Origin of the sequence: Streptomyces sp. NPDC086080 (genome assembly GCF_044540255.1) — a bacterium.
Taxonomy (GTDB): domain Bacteria; phylum Actinomycetota; class Actinomycetes; order Streptomycetales; family Streptomycetaceae; genus Streptomyces.
Window position 1 is genome coordinate 275,894 of record NZ_JBITRU010000001.1, and the last position, 18,132, is coordinate 294,025.

Consider the following 18,132-nt stretch of genomic DNA (forward strand, 5'->3'; position numbering starts at 1 on the left):
CAGGGGCGCATGGAACACGCCGTGCGGCGCATGCCATGCGGCACGGGGTGGGCACGGCCGCCCCTCCGCCCGCCCGGGGTCCGGTGTCCGCGGCCGGACCGCGCGCCGATCCGCGGGCCCACCCGCACGCCCGCGCGGGGACCGGGGGCAGTCCGGGACCGAGGCAGGCCGGGGAAACACCCCATCCGGCTGACCCCCACCGGACGCCCGCATAAAATCCCCACGTCAGGCCCGCTCCAAAGCCGCAGCGTGCCCGCTGACCCACCGCTTGCCCGAGGAGCCCATCCTGATGGCCGAACACCCCGCCTACCCCGTAGGCCTCCGCCTCACCGGCCGCCGCGTGGTCGTCCTCGGCGCCGGCCAGGTCGCCCAGCGCCGCCTCCCCGCCCTCATCGCGGCGGGCGCCGACATCCACGTCGTGTCCCCCGAGGCCACTCCCTCGGTGGAGGCCATGGCGGACACCGGCGAGATCACCTGGCACCGGCGTCCCTACACCGAGGGCGACCTCGCCGACGCCTGGTACGCCCTCATCGCCACCAGCGACCCCGAGGCCAACACCGCGGCGTCCGCCGAAGCGGAGCGCCACCGCGTCTGGTGCGTCCGCTCCGACGACGCCGACGCGGCGACGGCCTGGACCCCCGCCACCGGCTCCAGCGAGGGCGTCACCGTCGCCGTGCTCACGACGCGGGCACGCGGCCGCGACCCCCGCCACACCGCCGCCATCCGCGACGCCGTCGTCGAGGGCCTGCGCGACGGCACCCTGGTCGCCCCGCACCACCGCACCCGCACCCCGGGCGTCGCCCTCGTCGGCGGCGGCCCAGGCGACCCGGACCTGATCACGGTGCGCGGGCGCCGCCTGCTCGCCGAGGCCGACGTCGTCATCGCCGACCGGCTCGGCCCGCGGGACCTGCTCGCCGAGCTCCCGCCGCATGTCGAGGTGATCGACGCGGCGAAGATCCCCTACGGCCGTTTCATGGCCCAGGAGGCCATCAACAACGCGCTCGTCGAGCATGCCCGGCAGGGCAGATCGGTGGTCCGGCTCAAGGGCGGCGATCCCTACGTCTTCGGCCGCGGCATGGAGGAGCTCCAGGCGCTCGCCGAGGCGGGCATCCCCTGCACCGTCGTCCCCGGCATCTCCAGCTCCATCTCCGTCCCGGGCGCGGCCGGCATCCCTGTCACCCACCGCGGTGTGGCGCACGAGTTCACCGTCGTCAGTGGCCATGTCGCCCCCGACGACGAACGCTCTCTCGTCGACTGGCCGTCCCTGGCCCGACTGACCGGCACCCTCGTCGTCCTCATGGGGGTCGACAAGATCGGCCGGATCGCCGCGACCCTCATGGAGCACGGCAAGTCCCCGGACACCCCCGTCGCCCTCGTCCAGGAGGGCACCACCGCCGCCCAGCGCCGCGTGGACGCCACTCTCGCCACCGTCGCCGAGACCGTCGTCGCACAGGACGTCAAGCCGCCGGCCGTCATCGTCATCGGTGAGGTCGTCGGTGTGGGCCCGCACGGGGCGGCCTGACATGGCCGACGTCATCACCGTCGAGGACCCGGGCGACCCGCGACTGCACGACTACACCGGCCTGACCGACGTCGAACTGCGCCGCCGGCGCGAACCCGCCGAGGGCCTGTTCATCGCCGAGGGCGAGAAGGTCATCAGGCGCGCCGGGGAAGCCGGCTACGCGATGCGGTCGATGCTGCTCTCCGCGAAGTGGGTCGACGTCATGCGGGACGTCATCGACCGCACCGACGCCCCGGTGTACGTCGTGGAACCCGCGCTCGCCGAAGAGGTCACCGGATACCACGTGCACCGCGGCGCGCTCGCCTCGATGCAGCGCCGGCCCCTGCCCACGACGGCCGACGTGCTCCGCACCGCCCGCCGGGTCGTCGTCATGGAGTCGGTCAACGACCACACCAACATCGGCGCCGTATTCCGCTCGGCCGCCGCCCTGGGGATGGACGCCGTCCTGCTCTCCCCGGACTGTGCCGACCCCTTGTACCGGCGCAGCGTGAAGGTCTCGATGGGGGCGGTCTTCTCGGTGCCGTACGCACGGGTGGACACCTGGCCCCAGGGGCTGGAGACGGTGCGCGCGGCAGGGTTCCGGCTGCTTGCCCTCACCCCCGGCGAACAGGCCCGGCCGCTGGACGACGTGGCACCGCACCGGATGCCGCGGGTGGGCCTGATGCTCGGCGCGGAAGGCAGCGGACTGTCCGGCCGGGCCCTGGCCGCCGCCGACGAGTGGGTCCGCATCCCGATGTCCCACGGCGTCGACTCCCTCAACGTGGGAGCGGCGGCCGCGGTCGCCTTCTACGCCGTGACCACCGGGCGTCCGCAGGAGTAGCGGCCCGGCCCTGGTTGTCGGGGTCTCACCCGGGACCCTGGCAGCCCTGTACCAGCGCGATACCCAGCGCGACCACCAGCGTCACCACGACGAACACGAAGAGGCGCTGTCTGAGCAGCCGCGGATTGGCCGGCCGCAGACCCGTCCCGGTCGTCCGGGGGCCCGGGCGGCGGGCACCGTTGCCGGACCGTGTGGTGCGGGACGACGTCCCGGTCCGGGACCCGGAGCGTGATCCGGACCGAGATCCGGACCGAGATCCGGACTGCGGCGCGGGCCGTGATCCCGACCGGGATCCGGAGTGGGGCTGAGTGCCGCCGCGCGAGGAACTGTCACGGGCGGGGACGCCCCGCGACGCGGGCACGCCCCGACCCTTCCGTCCGGGGGACGACCCCCCGCCGGCCCGTGGTGCGGCATCCCGTCCGGGAGCCGTACCGCGTTCCCGCGGTGGCGGGGTCCCCTGACCGTCCTGACCACCCCGCCGGCGCTGCGCACGCTCCGGGTACGTGTCCGCGAGGCGCCCCGTGGGCCGGTCCGACTCGGGGACCCGCGGCCCCGGCGGACGGACGTCCGCGAGGCCTTGGGACTCCCGCGCCGCGATCTCCTTGAGCCGCAGCGACAACTGCAGCGTGCTGGGCCGTTCCTCGGGGTCCTTCGCCAGACACGCGCGGACGAGTGGGGCCAGCGCGTCCGGGACGCCCACCAGTTGGGCCTCCTCGTGCACCACGCGGTACAGCATCACCTCCGAACTGCCGTGCCCGAAGGGGGAGTCGCCCATCGACGCGTACGCGAGCGTGGCGCCCAGCGAGAACACGTCCGTGGCCGGCGTGACGGCCGCCCCGCGCACCTGTTCCGGTGCGAGGAAGCCGGGCGAGCCGACCGCCGTGCCGACATGTGTGAGCGTCGAGGCGCCGGTGGCCCACGCGATGCCGAAGTCGATGATCCGCGGACCCTTCGGGGACAGCAGAATGTTGGACGGCTTGAGATCCCGGTGCACCACACCGGCCTCGTGCACGGCGACCAGCCCTTCGGACAGGGCGGCGCCGACGGCCGCGACCTCGGCCGCGCCGATCGGCCCCTCGTCGGCGACCCTGTCGTGCAGGGACGGGCCGGGTACGTACTGCGTGGCGAACCACGGGCGCTCCGCCTCGAGGTCGGCCGCCACCAGCCGGGCCGTGCAGCCACCGCGGATGCGCCGGGCCGCCGAGACCTCGCGCGCGAACCGTGAGCGGAACTCCTGGTCCTCCGCCAGATCGGGGCGGATGACCTTCAGCGCGACCCGCTGCCCCTTCTTGTCGGAGCCCAGGTAGACCACGCCCATCCCGCCCGCGCCGAGTCGTCGGTGGAGCTTGAAAGAGCCGACGACGCGCGGGTCCTCGCGCCTCAGGCGCATCATCGCCATGTTCATCCCCGCTGCCCGGTCCTGTGACGTGCCACAGCTTACGTTTCCACAGCGGCCCGTGCGCAGAGGCCGCGCCCTCTCGAACCGATGGATTGTCAGTGGTGGGTGGGAGACTTGAAGAGTGGTCAGGGAGTCTGCGCGCAGGACGGGTTCGGGCCGCGGGTGATCCCAACCACCCGACACCGAAGGGGGATTGATCGTGTGAAGGGTGACCGTGTGGAGATCGTCGTGGATGCGGGGGACACGACGCGTACGTACGAGATGGTGGCGAGCAGGGCGGGGCGCAGGGTGGAGACCGCGATGCGCCGGGGGGTGGTCGAAGTGAGCGAAGTCACCCGGACCGGGGCGGTCGTGCGGACCGCCCGGTTCATGGCGAACCGGGTGCTCGCCCTGGTGGAACAACCGGTACCGCGCGTGGACGGCTCGGAGAAACCGGGGCAGAGCGGGCGGCCCGTCGGGGATGTCCCTGAGGCCTAGGACCCCGTCTCCACCCAGGGGAGTACGGCGCGGGTCATGGCTCATCCTCCGGGAGGCCCGGCATTCGGTACGAGGGCATGACGTCCGCAGGGCGCCGGGCCCATAGATTTGAGGTCAAGCGGCGGGTGCAGCACTCGTCCCCCGAGGTCAGACGCCCGCCGCTGCCAGACACAACAGAAACGGCCAGGAGAGGGACCATGGCACACACGGCACCGCGGACAGTGGTCCGCAGACGGGATCGCGGCGAGGGCCGCCGGCACCCGGCGGTGGCGACGCTGATGGCCCTTCCCCTGGCGGTCCTGCTCCTTCTCGTCTTCGACGGGTGGGAGACAGTGGCCATACAGGCGTCGTCCGTGGGAGAGATGCTGGGGCGCTGAGCGGCGACCTCAGGCCCGGAAGAGCGGTCCGGGCGGGGACATCCACCCATGAAACCCCGTGGGGACGGGGGTGCGGCGGACGGCAAGAATGCCGGCGCAGCTGGGGAGCTGCGCCGGCATTGCTGTGCCCGGGCACCTGCCGGTGAGGGTGCCGTCCCGGTGAGGGCCGGGGTCGTAAGCCTGCGGTGTCTGTGCCGCCGTGACGCGTGCGGGCGCGGCGGCCGGCGCGCCACCAGGGCCGCCGTACCGCGCGGCGCGCACCACCGGCCGCCCTCCGCGGACAGTCGTGCCTCCCCGGAGGGGGTACCCCCAGGGCGATGGGGGAGGGTGGGCGCGACGGCACCCCGTGCGCAGCCCGGCCCACCCGCACCCTGGGTGCCTCACCGGCGCCCGGCTGCTCCGGCGACCCGGGCACGCACGAACCCCCCGTACCCTCACCCCGTGACCACGGACCTCCTCCCCGCCCTGACAGCCCACGTCATGGCGACAGCCCATGCCCGCGCCGGAGACCACACCCACACCCACCCCTGCCCCTGCCCCGCGGAAGCCCTCGCCACCGGCGAGAACGACACCACCGTCGTCCGCCATGCCGGCACCGTCGCCAAGGCCCACGCCCCCGGCACCGACCGCGCCCGGCTCATCCTCCGTGTCACCACCGCCGCCGCGCTCCCCGGCGTCCTCCTGCCTCCACTCGCCCCGACGCCCGTCGAGCTGCACGGACGGCTCGTCACCCACTGGCCCTACGGAGTCCCCGTCGACCCGGAGGACCCCGAAGCGGCCCCCTGGGAGGCCGCGGCCACGCTCCTCGCCCGCCTCCACCGCACCCCGCCCCCCGTCCCGGTACCGCCCATGCGCGGCCCCGCGCAGGCCGCCCACGCCGTCGCCCGGCTCCGCTCCGGCGCCGCAGGGCACCCCGCCACCGCGCCCGTGCTGGCTGCCTGGGCCGCCCTCCCGGCCTGGGCCCGCGGCGAGGCGCCCATGCCGGACCCGGTGACCCTCTGTCACGGCGACTTCCACCTCGGCCAGCTCATACGCCCCCCGGCACCCGATGACACCTGGCTGCTGATCGACGTCGACGACCTCGGCACCGGCGTCCCGGCGTGGGACCTGGCCCGCCCGGCGGCCTGGTACGCCTGCGGACTGCTCGCGCCCGACGAGTGGCACCGCTTCCTGACCGCCTACCGGGCGGCGGGCGGCCCGGCCGTACCCTCCGCCGGTGACCCCTGGACCGCGCTGGACGTCCCGGCCCGCGCGCTGACGGCACAGACCGCGGCACGGGCCGTCACCAAGGCGGTCGCGGCGGGCCGGGCGCTGGACGAGGTGGAGCGGTCGCTGGTCGACGCCTGCGCGCGCATGGACGCTGTCTCCCCTCACTCCCCAGGGACCTGAACCGACGTTCCAGGAAGTAGGGTGCAACCGACCCGCGGCCGGACGGAGTCTGTCCTGGCGATACAGGAAGCGGGAACGACCGGCGAGGAGTTGACCGATCATGCAGTGTCCGAAGTGCCGTGCCCCGATGCACACCTACAACCGCAACGGTGTCCAGATCGAGCAGTGCAGCGGGTGCCGAGGCATCTTCCTCGACTACGGCGAGCTGGAGTCACTGACCCGGCTGGAGTCCCAGTGGTCCCAGCCCGCCGCACCTCCTGTCGCCCCGCCGGCCCCGCAGGCGTACCCGGCGGCTCCGCAGGCTCCCGCGTGGGGTGCCCCGCACGGCGGCCACTACGGGCACCACCGGAAGAAGAGCTTCGGGCACATGCTCTTCTCCAGCTGACCCACGCCGAAGCCCCCGGTCGCTGACCGGGGGCTTCGGGCTGTGTGGACGATACTGGGATTGAACCAGTGACCTCTTCCGTGTCAGGGAAGCGCTCTCCCGCTGAGCTAATCGTCCTCGACCACGATCACTCCGAGGAGCGGATCATGGGCACTGCGTGCGCGATACTGGGATTGAACCAGTGACCTCTTCCGTGTCAGGGAAGCGCTCTCCCGCTGAGCTAATCGCGCGGGGATCCGGAGATCCAGTGGACGATACTGGGATTGAACCAGTGACCTCTTCCGTGTCAGGGAAGCGCTCTCCCGCTGAGCTAATCGTCCTTGGAGGTGGAGACGGGATTTGAACCCGTGTAGACGGCTTTGCAGGCCGTTGCCTCGCCTCTCGGCCACTCCACCAGGAGTGCAGGGGGCCGGGATGCCCCCTCTTCCTTCGAGCGGACGACGAGGCTCGAACTCGCGACCTCAACCTTGGCAAGGTTGCGCTCTACCAACTGAGCTACGTCCGCCTGTCGTTTCGGTCGGCTTCCGCTTCCCGGCGACGAGGTGAACTCTAGCGGATTCCGGGGCCAGCACAAAAACCCGTTTGTGCAGCGTGCTGCGGTGCGTCTGTTCACGGAGGCCCCCGGTGGCCCGCGACGGCCGTGACGGGACCACGCGTGACGCGCCCGCCATAGACTCGACACGTGCTCGACCTCCCACCTCTCGCCCGCTTCGGCGACCGCGTCGCGACCGGACTCCTCGACGTCACGGACGATCCGGCCGCCCTGGACTCCACCGGTTTCTGGGCCGTCGCCGCCGACTTCGAGGGCCGTCTGACGTGCGCCCGGTTCCGGGACGTCAGGCAGCAGTCGGTGCCGGCGCCCGTGCCGGGAGCCTGGCGTGGGCCCGCGGCCGGCGACTGGGCGTCCTCGCTCGACCGCGCCGCGTACACGGCGGGTGTCCGCCGCATCCGCGAGCACATCGCCGCCGGTGAGGTCTACCAGGCGAACCTCTGCCGCGTCCTGTCCGCCCCCGTGCCGGTGGACGCCGACGTGGACGCCCTCACCGCTCTCCTGGCCCGGGGCAACCCCGCACCCTATGCTGGAACGTTTCGGCTGCCGGAACACGGAGTGGAGATCGCCACCGCGTCGCCCGAGCTCTTCCTGCGCCGGGACGGCCGGACCGTGGAGTCCGGGCCGATCAAGGGGACCGGGCGGACCGAGGCCGACCTGCTGGAGAAGGACTACGCCGAGAACGTCATGATCGTCGACCTGGTCCGCAACGACATCGGACGTGTCTGCGCCACCGGCACGGTGACGGTGCCCGACCTGTGCGCCGTCGAGAAGCACCCCGGTCTGGTCCATCTGGTCTCGACGGTGCGCGGGGAACTGCGTACCGGCGCCGGCTGGCCCGGCCTGCTCGCGGCCGCCTTCCCGCCCGGCTCCGTCACCGGCGCGCCCAAGGCGAGCGCCCTGCGGATCATCGACGCGCTGGAGACGGTGCCCCGCGGACCGTACTGCGGCGGCATCGGCTGGGTCGACGCCGACCGCGGCACCGCTGAGCTGGCGGTCGGCATCCGTACCTTCTGGATCGACCGGGGCGCCGGCGGTGCCGTACTGCGCTTCGGCACCGGTGCCGGGATCACCTGGGGCTCCGACCCCGAGGGGGAGTGGCGGGAGACCGAACTGAAGGCCTCCCGGCTGCTCGCGGTAGCGTCGGAAACGTACAAGGTGAGTGAAGGGACCTGGACGTGAAGATCTGGCTCGACGGCGGGCTGCAGGACATCGAGTCCGCCCGCGTCTCCGTCTTCGATCACGGACTGACCGTGGGCGACGGCATCTTCGAGACGGTGAAGGCCGTGGACGGACGTCCGTTCGCGCTCACCCGGCATCTCGACCGGCTGACCCGGTCGGCGAGGGGGCTCGGGCTGCCCGATCCCGATCTCGACGAGGTCCGCCGTGCCTGTGCCGCCGTCCTCGAGGCCAATCCCATGCCGCTCGGCCGGCTGCGGCTCACCTACACCGGCGGCCACGGCCCGCTCGGCTCCGACCGCGGCGACCACGGCCCGACCCTCGTGGTCGCCCTCGGCGAGACCAGCCGCCGCCCGGACTCCACCGCCGTCGTCACCGTCCCCTGGACGCGCAACGAGCGGGGTGCGCTCACCGGCCTGAAGACCACCTCGTACGCCGAGAACGTCGTCGCCCTCGCCAGGGCCAGGGAACGGGGCGCCTCCGAGGCACTGTTCGGCAACACCGTGGGCCGGCTCTGCGAGGGCACCGGGTCGAACGTCTTCGTCGTGCTCGACGGCGAGCTCCACACCCCGCCGCTCTCCTCCGGCTGTCTCGCGGGCATCACCCGGGACCTCACCGCCGAGTGGACCGGCGCCAAGGAGACCGACCTGCCGCTCGACGTGCTGGAGCGGGCGGAGGAGATCTTCCTGACCTCCACCCTGCGCGACGTCCAGGCCGTGCACCGTGTCGACGACCGTGAACTCCCCGGTGCCCCCGGCCCGGTGACCGCCAAGGCCATGCGGATCTTCGACGAGCTCTCCGGGGCCGACCTCGACCCGTGACGGTCCGGAAATCCGGCTGATCCCCGGACGCGGCACCAGGTAGAACTGGCGTGATGACCACCACCCTGCGGCCGACCGAGCCGCTTCAGAGAAATCCTGACGGCACGCGTTCGCGCCGCTACCAGGTGTGTGTGAACGGCCGTCCGGTCGGGGACGTGCACCTCGACACGCACCCGGTGTTCGGTGATGCCGTGGCCCGGATCGCACTCTTGCGCATAGAGGAACCGGACCGCCGCCGTGGCCGGGGCACGGTGGCCGCCCTCGCGGCGGAGGAGGTGGCCCGCGGCTGGGGGTGCCACCGCATCGAGGCCGCCGTCCCCGCCGACTCCGGCACCGCCCTCGGCCTCGCGACGGCCCTCGGTTACGTCGTACGCAACCGGAACATGGACAAGCCCCTCGGGGACACCCCGCCCGCCCTGCCGGAGGGCAGCGTGGCCCGCCCCATGACCGAGGCCGAGTTCGGGCCCTGGTCGGCCAGGAACCAGGAGGAGTACGCGCGGAACTGGATCGAGCGCGGAGTGCCGGAGACCGAGGCGCGGGTTAAGGCGGTCAACGACAACGCCGTGCTCCTGCCCGCGGGCCGCGCCACCGCGGGCATGCTCTTCAGCGTCCTGGAACACCGGGGCACCCCCGTGGGCACCCTGTGGCTGTCGGTGACAGGGGAGCAGGCCTTCGTCTTCGACGTCGAGGCCGACGCCGCCCACCGCGGCCGGGGGCACGGACGCACCCTCATGCTGCTCGCCGAGGCCCAGGCGGTCGCCGCGGGCCAACGGGTCGTCGGCCTCAATGTGTTCGCCGGCAACACGGCGGCCGAGCGGCTCTACGACTCGCTCGGCTACGGCACGACGCGGTACTTCATGTACAAGACGCTGGTGTAGCCCGGCCGCGGCGGGATCGCCGCGGGGTCAGCCCCGCGAGTCCGCCAGCAGCCGGTCCGCGATCTCCTCGACGCGCTCGCGCAGGCCCTCCTGGCTCTTCCCGCCGTCGAGGCGCTCGCCGCCGATCACATAGGTCGGTGTGCCGGTCACCCCGATCGCCTTGCCCTCGGCCTGGTCCGCGTCCACGATGAGGATGTGCCGTCCGTCGATCAACGCGGTGTCGAACTCCTCGGCGTCCAGACCGAGTTCCCGCGCGACCTCGACGAGGAGGGCCTCCCCCCGTCGGTCCAGCTCCTCGACCCGCCCCAGCACGGCCTCGACGTACGCCCAGCCCTGCCCCTGCTCGAACGCCTCCTCGACGGCCTGGGCGGCGGCGAACGCGTGCTTGTGCTTCTCCAGCGGGAAGTGCCGCAGCCGCAGCTCCAGGCGGTCGCCGTAGCGGGCCCGCAGGGCACGGAGATCATCGAGGGCGCCCCGGCAGTCCGGGCACTGCAGTTCGCACCAGACGTCGAGGACGGGGGCACCGGCGGGACGGACGGGGGAGGAGTCGCTCATGGGCCACAGTCTTCCAGCCGGGCCAGCGACCGCCCAAGTCGGCCCGTCCCGCCCCGCCCGGACCGGGACCAGGGGAGGACCCGACCCGGAGATGTCCCTGATGTGCGGCCGGAACGTGGCCCCGCAGGGTCCGGCAGGTGCAGGATGGAGAGGAAGGAAGCACCGCTGCGACCCTACGCCGCCTGGAGGACCGGATGATTGCCGAGACAGTCTGCTCCGCCGTCTCCGCGGCAGGCCTGGGCATCGCGGTGGTCACGGCCTACCGCAAACGCTTCCTCGCCGCGGTCCGTATCGCCGCCTACTCGCTCGTGCCCGTCGCCCTGGTGATGACCGGCGTCGTCGAATGGCTGGCCGACACGGCGTTCAGCCCGACGGCCTGGGCGGGCTTCGGCCTGCTGGGTCTGTCCTGGGTGCTGTTCGCGACCACCCGCATGGTGGAGCGCCGCCGCGGCGGCACCCGCAAGGAGCGCAGAGCCGCCCGCGCGGCGGAGGCTTCCGGCGCGGTGGCCCCGGGTGCCTCGGCGCCTGCCCTGGGCCAGGGGTCCCGCCCGGCGGCCAAGCCGGCGAACCAGGCGCCGGCGTCCCGGGGCGACGACGACTTCAGTGACATCGAGGCCATCCTCAACAAGCACGGCATCTGACGTCGCGGAACCGTGCGGAAACGTCACTCGGCAGTCCCGGAGCGCCCGGAAATGATCACAACCCGGACGGGAGATCGCGGATTCGGCGAACTCGCATTCTTTCCGAGAGTGTTGATCGCGTCGGGTGCTTCCGATGCGTCATCATCGCGGCGAGATGCTGGACACCACACAGAGCGATGCCGCGCCGCAGCAGGACGAGCCGCGCGGATGCCTCTTCGCCCTATCCCAGCCACCGCTGATGATCTTCCTTGCGGTGATCGGGTGTCTGCTGCTCACGGCTGCCCTGCACGACCTGCTGTGGCTGTGAGCCGTACCCGCGGTACCCGACGTCACCCGTCGGGACCGCGTCGGCACGGCATCGACAGCCCTGCCGCGGGCACCCGGGCGGCTTGATCCCCCCGGGGAGGCCACCCGGCCGCTTCCGCCGGGCCACCCGCGAAGACCTCCCCCGAGCCACCTCCACGGGTCGTGCCCCCCGTCGTGGTGCAGCCGATCACGGTCTGCCGCCTCCGCTTCGGAGCCGTCCGATGAGTGCCGCTGCGGTCCGCCCGCACGATCGCCGCCCGTCCCGGCTCCGCGAGCCGTAACAGGACCTCCGGCGAGCGACGGCTCGGGCCGCGACCAACGGATTCAGTCGGCTTGATCGGCTGCACCACGCGGCGGCACGCGGCGGGACGCCATTCGTCCACGTCGGCTGCACTGTCACCGGGGACGAGCCGCTGACGGGCCTCCCTTCGCCTCGGCCCGGCTCACCGCGGAGTTCAGGGCAGCCGGGCGCTCCGGCTCCGCCGCGCAAACCCCCCCGCCGGCTTGCCCGGGCCGCGGGCGTTCCAGCGGAGTACCCGACGGTCGTCGGCTCGGCGGAACCGGCTCGGCTGTCACCACGGACACCCCCGACAGTCCGGGGGACCGACCTCTTCGACCGGTGCGTCCCAGGTGATGTGGCCCATCGGCGACCGCCCACGAGCGGTGGCCGGTCACACCGTTCCCGCGACCCTGGATCCAACCCGGGTGGTGCCACGGGCGTAGGCGCCGGAGGTGCGGGGGAGTGTCCGGGGCCGCGGGCGCCGCGTGCCGGCGGGCAGTGGGTTCCGGCGGATCAGCCCGCCGCCTCCGCCTCCTTGCGGCGTGCCCGGTACGCGGCGACGTGCAGGCGGTTGCCGCAGGTGCGGCTGTCGCAGTAGCGGCGTGAGCGGTTGCGGGAGAGGTCGACGAAGGCGTGCCGGCAGTCCGGCGCCTCGCAGCGCCGCAGCCGCTCCTGCTCCCCGGCGACCACGAAGAACGCCAGCGCCATTCCGCAGTCGGCGGCGAGATGGTCGGCCACCGAGGCGCCGGGCGCGAAGTAGTGCACGTGCCAGTCGTAGCCGTCGTGGTCGGTGAGCCGGGGGGTGGTGCCCGCGGCCGCGATCAGTTCGTTGATCAGCCCGGCCGCACCGCGGGCGTCGGGCGCGGCGAAGACCGCCGCGAACCGTGCGCGGATCCTGCGCACGGCGGCCAGGTCCACCTCCGTGAGCGCCCCGACCTCACTGACCTGGTGCTCCCGCACGAAAACCCGGAGGGCCGCCACGTCGGGCAGCCCGTCCGGCGTCGTGTCGCTCTCCGGCGCGGTGTTCACCAGATCCACCACGGTGTCGAGTGCGCACCGGGTGTCGTGGGTGATCAGCACGATTCGCTCCCTGGCCTGGGGGTCGGGCGGGCGCCCGCCGATGCTGGCCGATCGTAGTGGCTCCGGCGAGCACCGTGCCTCTCCGCTCCGCACATGGCTTCGAATACAACGCCGGAACCCCCGCAGCCGTTCCCGACCGCACCACACCCTGTACGCCCCCACGGCACCGCTGTACGCCCACACGGCGCCCTTCCGCCCGTAGTGCTCTGCCGCCCGCACGGCGCCCTTCCCGGCCGCACGGCCCTCTGCCGCCCCTACCGCGCTTCCGGCCGTACGGTGCTCTGCCGCCCCTACCGCGCTTCCGGCCGTACGGCGCTTTGCCGCCGGCCCGGCCCTCTGCCGCCTCACCGCGCCCTTCCCGGCCGCACGGCTGCGCCGACCCCTGCCTGGCCGCAGGGCCCTTCCGGCCGTACCGCGCCCTACCCGGGTCGCATCGGGCTCGCTGCCCAGGAGGCACGGGTGCCCGCTCCCCGTTGGCCCGGTCGCACCGCGTCCTCTCCGGCAACACCATGACCGTGTCCGCGGTCGGCCGCACCGTCCCGGCCCAGGCGCCGCACGGCCCAGGCGCCGCACGGCCCAGGCACGTGCACAGCACAACGGCGCCGGTCGCGGAGAACCCGCGGCGTCGGCGCCGTTGTGCTGTGAGCCGTATGCGGTTGCCCGTATGCGGCTGTTCGGGCCCGAGCCGTCACCCCGAGTCGACGGCGCCGGGCGGCTTGGTGAGCCTCGCCTAGCTTTCCGCCAGGATGTGCGAGAGCTCCTGATCGAGGTCGAAATGCCGGTGTTCCGTGCCGGGCGGCACGGCGGCGTCTGTGCGCTTCAGGAAGGACTCCAGAGCCCGTGCCGGGGCCTCGAGCAGGGCCTCCCCCTCCGGTGAGCTCAGGGCGATGCACACGACGCCCTGACCGTGACTGCGTGACGGCCAGACGCGGACGTCGCCGGTGCCCGTGGGGCGGTGAAGTCCCTCGGCGAGGAGGTCGCGGGCGAACACCCACTCGACGGTCTCCTCGGCTCCGGTGTGGAAGGTGGCGTGCACGGCGTAGGGGTCGGCCGTGTCGTACCGCAGGCCTGCGGGGACAGGCAGGGAGGACTCGCTCGACACAACGAGGCGCAGGTGCAGCTCGCAGCTGACCGTGGTGTTCATAAGCGCCAGGGCCTTTCGCTCAGTGTGCGCTCGGGGATTCGCACGTCGGCGAAATCGACATGCCACCTACGGTGCCGTTGTAAACCCCTCTGAGTGTTTTGCGTGTGTTTACGTAACTCTTCCGGCCGAGAGATCGTTCGCGGCGTGCGCCCATTCCGGTGAGGTGTTTCGCTCGGGTAGTGTTTGGGTGCATGAACACGGGGAGTAACAAGTCTGTCGAGGCCACGGTGGCGGCTCACGGGGTGACGGTGGACGAGAGCGAGAGCCGGGACGAGCGGGCGCTCGGGTCGAGGGCTCCGGCATTCATCAAAGCGAGCCGCGCGCTGCACCTCAGCTGGCAGGTGGGGGTCTTCGTCGTCGGTCTCGCGGTGGTGGCGGCCGGTGCCGCGATGCTGGTGCTGCCCGGACCGGGCTGGGTCGTGATCTTCGGGGGGATGGCGATCTGGGCGACCGAGTTCGCCTGGGCCCAGCTGGTGCTGCGCTGGACCAAGCGCAAGGTCACCGAGGCGGCCCAGCGGGCTCTCGACCCGAAGGTGCGGCGCCGGAACATCATTCTGACCTCGGTCGGACTGGTGATCGTGGCCGGGGTGACCAGCTTCTACCTGTGGAAGTTCGGTCTCGAGCTGCCCTGGAGGATCAAGGACCAGTGATCCGCGCCGGGAGGTCGGGCCGCCCGGCCTCCCGCTGGTCGGGCGCACCCCCTGACATGGGGTAATGTTCTCTCTGCGTCCGGGCGATTAGCTCAGTGGGAGAGCGCTTCGTTCACACCGAAGAGGTCACTGGTTCGAACCCAGTATCGCCCACCGGATCATCGGAAGTCCCGGCTCACGATTCGTGAGCCGGGACTTCCGTGGTCGAGGGCCGAGGCTGCTGCCGTCTCCCCGCTCGCTCGCCGGCCCGCCCGTTCCGCTTCCGGCGCCTTCATTCAACCGTGACCTTTCCGCGTGTCCCGCCCGGCCGGTCCCTCCGTGTTCGGCCCGTCGGCCGTGCGTCGCCGACCTGGGGGTTTCGGTCGGCTCCCGGGCGCGCGGCCGGCGCTTTCGTCTCCGGCCCGGAACCGGGGCGCCCATGAATTCCTGTCCGAATCATTGACGTGCTCGAAAGCCCTCCGTAACTTGTGCCAGCAAGCGCTTACTTGAAACGATTCATGAGGCGGACGCGAACGTCGCGGGGAGGCTCGTATGCAGCAGGGCAGGGACGCGGGGAAGCGGACCGGGAGGCGGACGATCCTCAAAGCGGCGGGGGCCTCGCTGGCCGTCGCGGGCCTGGGTGCGACGGCCACCGCCTGTGGTGGCGGCAGCGGCTCGGGAGACGGGACGGTGACGATCCGTTACGCGTGGTGGGGCGGCGAGCCCCGCACCATCGCCATCCGGAAGACGATCGAGCTCTTCGAGAAGAAGTACCCGAAGATAAAGATCAAGCCAGAATTCACCGACTACGAGGCGTTCTGGGAGAAGTTCCAGACCCAGGCCTCCGGCGGGAATCCACCGGACGTATTCCAGAATGCGGTCGGATTCCTGCGCAAGTACGACAAGCGCGGTGTTCTGCTGGACCTCAAGGCGCAGGCGGACGCCGGGAATCTGAGCCTGGACAACTTCCGCAACGGTGTTCTGGCGAACGGTCAGGTCGACGGCAAGCAGATCGCCGTCCCCGTGGGGGCCAACACCATGGCGCTCGTCATCGACCTCAAGGCCTTCCGGAAGGCAGGCGTGGAGGCCGAATTCGGCTGGACCTGGGACGAGTACTTCGACGCCCTGCAGAAGATCCAGGACAAGCTGAAGATCGCCGGTGACACCGGCTATTTCAGCATCATGTACCTCTACGACCTCTACCTCCGTCAGAACGGCAAGGCCTTCTTCACGGACACCGATCTCGGTTTCACCGAGGACGATCTGACGCAGTGGTGGGAGGACGGCTACAAGCGGGTGAGGTCCGGGCTTGTCGCCGACCCGAAGAAGGTCGAGCAGGTCAAGCCCAAGTCGGCGCTCTCGGCGGGACTCGCGGCGTCCGAGTTCACCTGGGACAACTTCTCCATCCGTTATGAGGGCGAGGGCGAATCGGACTACGGGCTCGCGCCGATCCCCACCACGGACGGCAGGAACACCGGCCAGTACCTCGGTTCACTGATGCTGAGCGCCTTCTCCGGGACCAAGCACCCCAAGGAGGTCGCCCAGTTCATCGATTTCATGGTCCACGACCCCGAGGTCGGCACGATCATGGGCTACGACCGCGGCATCCTCGCCACCACCGAGCAGTACGAGGCCTTCACACCCGCCGACGCCAACAACAAGGGCGTCGCGGCCTATGAGGAAGAGGTCGCGGAGGCCGGCGTCCTCGGCAGGATCACCCCGCACCCGTCGGGCGCCGACGTCATCGAGGCGGCGTTCCTGCGCATCGGCGGCGAAGTCGCCCAGGGCAGGACCAAGCCGGCCGACGCCGCCAAGGCACTGTTCAGCGAGGCCAAGGCCGCGTTCGCCGGCTGAGGGGACGTACCACCATGACGCTCCTCAAGGAAGCTCCCGCGCGCCCGGCCGGGAAGGGGCCTGCCGCTCCCGCCGCCGGGCGGCGCTCCCGCCGCCGCGAGCACCTCGCCGGCTATCTCTTCATGTCGCCGTGGATCGCGGGGTTCCTGCTGCTCACGGCGGGGCCGATGATCGCGTCGCTGTACTACGCGTTCACCAGCTACAACCTGTTCACACCACCCCAGTGGATCGGGCTGGACAACTTCACGACGATGTTCCAGGACCCGCGCTGGCAGAAGTCGGTGGAGGTCACGCTCAAGTACGTCGTCGTGGCGACTCCGCTGAAGCTGCTGCTGGCGCTCGGCGTCGCGCTGCTGCTCGCGCAGCAGCGGCGCGGACAGGGCCTGTACCGGGCCGCGTTCTACCTGCCCTCGCTCATCGGGGCCAGCGTCTCCGTCGGGTTCGTGTGGCGGGCGCTGTTCTCCGACGACGCGGTCGTGGACCGCACGCAGAAGGTCTTCGGCCTCGACGTGGGCGGCTGGATCGGCAACCCGGACTATGTCATCTACGCCCTGGTGACCCTGAGCATCTGGCAGTTCGGCGCGCCCATGGTCATCTTCCTGGCCGGCCTCAAGCAGGTCCCGCAGGAGCTGTACGAGGCCGCGGAGGTGGACGGGGCCGGTCCGCTGCGGCGGTTCTGGAACATCACCCTGCCGATGATCTCACCGGTGCTGTTCTTCAACGTGCTGCTGGAGTCCATTCACGCGTTCCAGGTGTTCGGCTCCGCCTACGTGGTCTCCGACACCCGGTGCGGACCGGCCGACGCCACGCTCGTCTACACCTGTTACCTCTACCAGAAGGGCTTCAAGGAGGCCCAGATGGGCTTCGCCTCCGCGATGGCCTGGACCCTGGTGATCGCGGTGGCGCTCGTCACGGCGGTCCTGTTCTGGTCGCAGAAGAAGTGGGTGCACTACGAGGAGGCCGCCACATGACCAGTGCCACAAGACCCGCCCCGCCCGCCGCGAACGAGCGTCGGCGCCTCGGATCGATCGCCTGGCACGTGGGCGCGCTCGCCGTCCTCGCGGTCGTCCTCTATCCCGTGATCTGGGTGGTCGGCGCCTCGTTCAAACCGAGCAAGGACATCATCGCCGGCCTCGACCTGCTGCCGGCCAGGCCGGTCTGGGTGAACTTCTCCGGCCTCGCCGACGGCATCTCCGGCATCTCCATCGGCAGCTTCTTCTGGAACTCGCTGATGTACGCGCTCCTCGCCGTGGCCGGTGTCGTGCTGTCCAGCTCGCTGACCGCGTACGCCTTCGCCAAGATCCGGTTCGCCGGGCGGAACCTGCTCTTCACGCTGATGATCGGCACGCTGCTGCTGCCGTACCACGTGCTGCTCATTCCGCAGTACGTCCTCTTCCGCAACCTCGAACTCACCGACACCCTGGTGCCGCTCGTCGCGGGCAAGTTCCTGGCCACGGAGGCCTTCTTCGTCTTCCTGATGGTCCAGTTCATGCGCGGACTCCCCAGGGAGCTGGACGAGGCGGCCAGGCTCGACGGCTGCGGGCATCTGCGCACCTACTGGTCGATCGTGCTGCCGCTCAGCCGGCCCGCGATCATCACCAGCGCGATCTTCACCTTCATCAACGCCTGGAACGACTTCATGGGACCGCTGATCTATCTGAACACCCCGGAGAAGTACACCGTCTCGCTCGGTCTGATGATGTTCCGGGACCAGGAGGGCGTCTCCAACTACGGCAGCATGATCGCGATGTCGCTGGTGGCACTGGTGCCGGTCGTGGCCTTCTTCATGGCCTTCCAGCGCTATCTCATCGACGGTATGGCGACCTCCGGACTGAAGGGCTGAGGC

General features: G+C 71.5%; 19 protein-coding genes and 6 tRNA genes. 16 read left to right on the forward strand and 9 right to left on the reverse strand.

Features of this window, described 5'->3' with window-relative positions:
- The first annotated feature begins 289 nt into the window (after positions 1-289).
- Positions 290-1,522 (forward strand): uroporphyrinogen-III C-methyltransferase, encoded by a 1,233-nt coding sequence (cobA, locus tag ACIF9R_RS01305; RefSeq protein WP_399972624.1) that lies wholly within the window; start codon positions 290-292, stop codon positions 1,520-1,522.
- A 1-nt stretch (position 1,523) separates the two neighbouring features.
- Positions 1,524-2,342, forward strand: coding sequence for a TrmH family RNA methyltransferase (locus ACIF9R_RS01310; RefSeq protein ID WP_399972627.1), 819 nt, complete (start codon positions 1,524-1,526; stop codon positions 2,340-2,342).
- Positions 2,343-2,367: 25 nt separating this feature from the next.
- On the opposite strand, the gene ACIF9R_RS01315 is transcribed toward ACIF9R_RS01310, so the two are convergent.
- Positions 2,368-3,747: a protein kinase gene (locus ACIF9R_RS01315; protein WP_399972629.1), complete on the reverse strand. Its 1,380-nt coding sequence runs from the start codon at positions 3,745-3,747 to the stop codon at positions 2,368-2,370.
- A 195-nt stretch (positions 3,748-3,942) separates the two neighbouring features.
- On the opposite strand from ACIF9R_RS01315, the gene ACIF9R_RS01320 reads away from it, so the two are divergent.
- The 4 genes from ACIF9R_RS01320 to ACIF9R_RS01335 all read left to right on the forward strand — a co-directional run bounded on the left by ACIF9R_RS01320 (position 3,943) and on the right by ACIF9R_RS01335 (position 6,369).
- Positions 3,943-4,218 carry a hypothetical protein gene (locus ACIF9R_RS01320; protein ID WP_399972632.1) on the forward strand — a complete coding sequence of 92 codons (276 nt, stop codon included), beginning with the start codon at positions 3,943-3,945 and terminating at the stop codon, positions 4,216-4,218.
- A 197-nt stretch (positions 4,219-4,415) separates the two neighbouring features.
- Positions 4,416-4,595, forward strand: a complete 180-nt coding sequence (locus tag ACIF9R_RS01325) for a hypothetical protein (RefSeq protein WP_399972635.1) — start codon at positions 4,416-4,418, stop codon at positions 4,593-4,595.
- Positions 4,596-5,036: 441 nt separating this feature from the next.
- The gene (locus ACIF9R_RS01330; RefSeq protein ID WP_399972638.1) at positions 5,037-5,984 is read left to right on the forward strand and encodes a phosphotransferase family protein; all 948 of its coding nucleotides are present in this window, start codon (positions 5,037-5,039) and stop codon (positions 5,982-5,984) included.
- A 100-nt stretch (positions 5,985-6,084) separates the two neighbouring features.
- Positions 6,085-6,369: a zf-TFIIB domain-containing protein gene (locus tag ACIF9R_RS01335; RefSeq protein ID WP_399972641.1), complete on the forward strand. Its 285-nt coding sequence runs from the start codon at positions 6,085-6,087 to the stop codon at positions 6,367-6,369.
- A 45-nt stretch (positions 6,370-6,414) separates the two neighbouring features.
- Here the strand turns inward: ACIF9R_RS01335 and ACIF9R_RS01340 are convergent.
- From ACIF9R_RS01340 to ACIF9R_RS01360, 5 genes are all read right to left on the reverse strand, one after another.
- Positions 6,415-6,486: transfer RNA gene (locus tag ACIF9R_RS01340), tRNA-Val, on the reverse strand.
- A gap of 41 nt (positions 6,487-6,527) precedes the next feature.
- Positions 6,528-6,599: transfer RNA gene (locus ACIF9R_RS01345), tRNA-Val, on the reverse strand.
- 18 nt (positions 6,600-6,617) lie between these two features.
- Positions 6,618-6,689 (reverse strand) — tRNA-Val (locus ACIF9R_RS01350).
- Between the two features lies 1 nt (position 6,690).
- Positions 6,691-6,764 (reverse strand) — tRNA-Cys (locus ACIF9R_RS01355).
- Between the two features lie 37 nt (positions 6,765-6,801).
- Positions 6,802-6,874, reverse strand: a tRNA-Gly gene (locus ACIF9R_RS01360).
- Between the two features lie 177 nt (positions 6,875-7,051).
- On the opposite strand from ACIF9R_RS01360, the gene ACIF9R_RS01365 reads away from it, so the two are divergent.
- The 3 genes from ACIF9R_RS01365 to ACIF9R_RS01375 are packed head-to-tail and all read left to right on the forward strand — an operon-like array spanning position 7,052 to position 9,797.
- Complete coding sequence (locus tag ACIF9R_RS01365; RefSeq protein WP_399972644.1) at positions 7,052-8,101, forward strand: chorismate-binding protein; 1,050 nt, start codon at positions 7,052-7,054, stop codon at positions 8,099-8,101.
- On the forward strand, positions 8,098-8,919 hold the full coding sequence (locus ACIF9R_RS01370) for an aminotransferase class IV (RefSeq protein ID WP_399972647.1): 822 nt from the start codon (positions 8,098-8,100) through the stop codon (positions 8,917-8,919). The genes ACIF9R_RS01365 and ACIF9R_RS01370 overlap by 4 nt, the downstream gene beginning before the upstream one ends.
- 53 nt (positions 8,920-8,972) lie before the next feature.
- Positions 8,973-9,797, forward strand: a complete 825-nt coding sequence (locus ACIF9R_RS01375) for a GNAT family N-acetyltransferase (RefSeq protein WP_399972649.1) — start codon at positions 8,973-8,975, stop codon at positions 9,795-9,797.
- Positions 9,798-9,824: 27 nt separating this feature from the next.
- On the opposite strand, the gene ACIF9R_RS01380 is transcribed toward ACIF9R_RS01375, so the two are convergent.
- Positions 9,825-10,352: a DsbA family protein gene (locus tag ACIF9R_RS01380; RefSeq protein ID WP_399972652.1), complete on the reverse strand. Its 528-nt coding sequence runs from the start codon at positions 10,350-10,352 to the stop codon at positions 9,825-9,827.
- A gap of 194 nt (positions 10,353-10,546) precedes the next feature.
- On the opposite strand from ACIF9R_RS01380, the gene ACIF9R_RS01385 reads away from it, so the two are divergent.
- Complete coding sequence (locus ACIF9R_RS01385) at positions 10,547-10,993, forward strand: hypothetical protein (protein ID WP_399972654.1); 447 nt, start codon at positions 10,547-10,549, stop codon at positions 10,991-10,993.
- Between the two features lie 133 nt (positions 10,994-11,126).
- A complete protein-coding gene (locus ACIF9R_RS01390; RefSeq protein WP_156698612.1) occupies positions 11,127-11,300 on the forward strand; it encodes a hypothetical protein in 174 nt (57 codons plus the stop codon).
- Between the two features lie 792 nt (positions 11,301-12,092).
- Here the strand turns inward: ACIF9R_RS01390 and ACIF9R_RS01395 are convergent.
- Positions 12,093-12,659, reverse strand: coding sequence for a CGNR zinc finger domain-containing protein (locus tag ACIF9R_RS01395; protein WP_399972657.1), 567 nt, complete (start codon positions 12,657-12,659; stop codon positions 12,093-12,095).
- Positions 12,660-13,389: 730 nt separating this feature from the next.
- Positions 13,390-13,803, reverse strand: a complete 414-nt coding sequence (locus ACIF9R_RS01400; protein ID WP_004002642.1) for an SsgA family sporulation/cell division regulator — start codon at positions 13,801-13,803, stop codon at positions 13,390-13,392.
- Positions 13,804-13,994: 191 nt separating this feature from the next.
- Here ACIF9R_RS01400 and ACIF9R_RS01405 point away from each other — a divergent pair, with 191 nt between their 5' ends.
- The 5 genes from ACIF9R_RS01405 (at position 13,995) to ACIF9R_RS01425 (ending at position 18,129) form a co-directional block, all read left to right on the forward strand.
- The gene (locus ACIF9R_RS01405) at positions 13,995-14,453 is read left to right on the forward strand and encodes a TIGR02611 family protein (RefSeq protein WP_399972660.1); all 459 of its coding nucleotides are present in this window, start codon (positions 13,995-13,997) and stop codon (positions 14,451-14,453) included.
- An 81-nt stretch (positions 14,454-14,534) separates the two neighbouring features.
- Positions 14,535-14,606, forward strand: a tRNA-Val gene (locus tag ACIF9R_RS01410).
- 378 nt (positions 14,607-14,984) lie between these two features.
- A complete protein-coding gene (locus ACIF9R_RS01415; protein WP_399972664.1) occupies positions 14,985-16,286 on the forward strand; it encodes an ABC transporter substrate-binding protein in 1,302 nt (433 codons plus the stop codon).
- Between the two features lie 14 nt (positions 16,287-16,300).
- Positions 16,301-17,257 carry a carbohydrate ABC transporter permease gene (locus ACIF9R_RS01420; RefSeq protein ID WP_399972666.1) on the forward strand — a complete coding sequence of 319 codons (957 nt, stop codon included), beginning with the start codon at positions 16,301-16,303 and terminating at the stop codon, positions 17,255-17,257.
- Positions 17,254-18,129 carry a carbohydrate ABC transporter permease gene (locus ACIF9R_RS01425; protein ID WP_399972669.1) on the forward strand — a complete coding sequence of 292 codons (876 nt, stop codon included), beginning with the start codon at positions 17,254-17,256 and terminating at the stop codon, positions 18,127-18,129. The genes ACIF9R_RS01420 and ACIF9R_RS01425 overlap by 4 nt, the downstream gene beginning before the upstream one ends.
- Positions 18,130-18,132 lie beyond the last annotated feature (3 nt).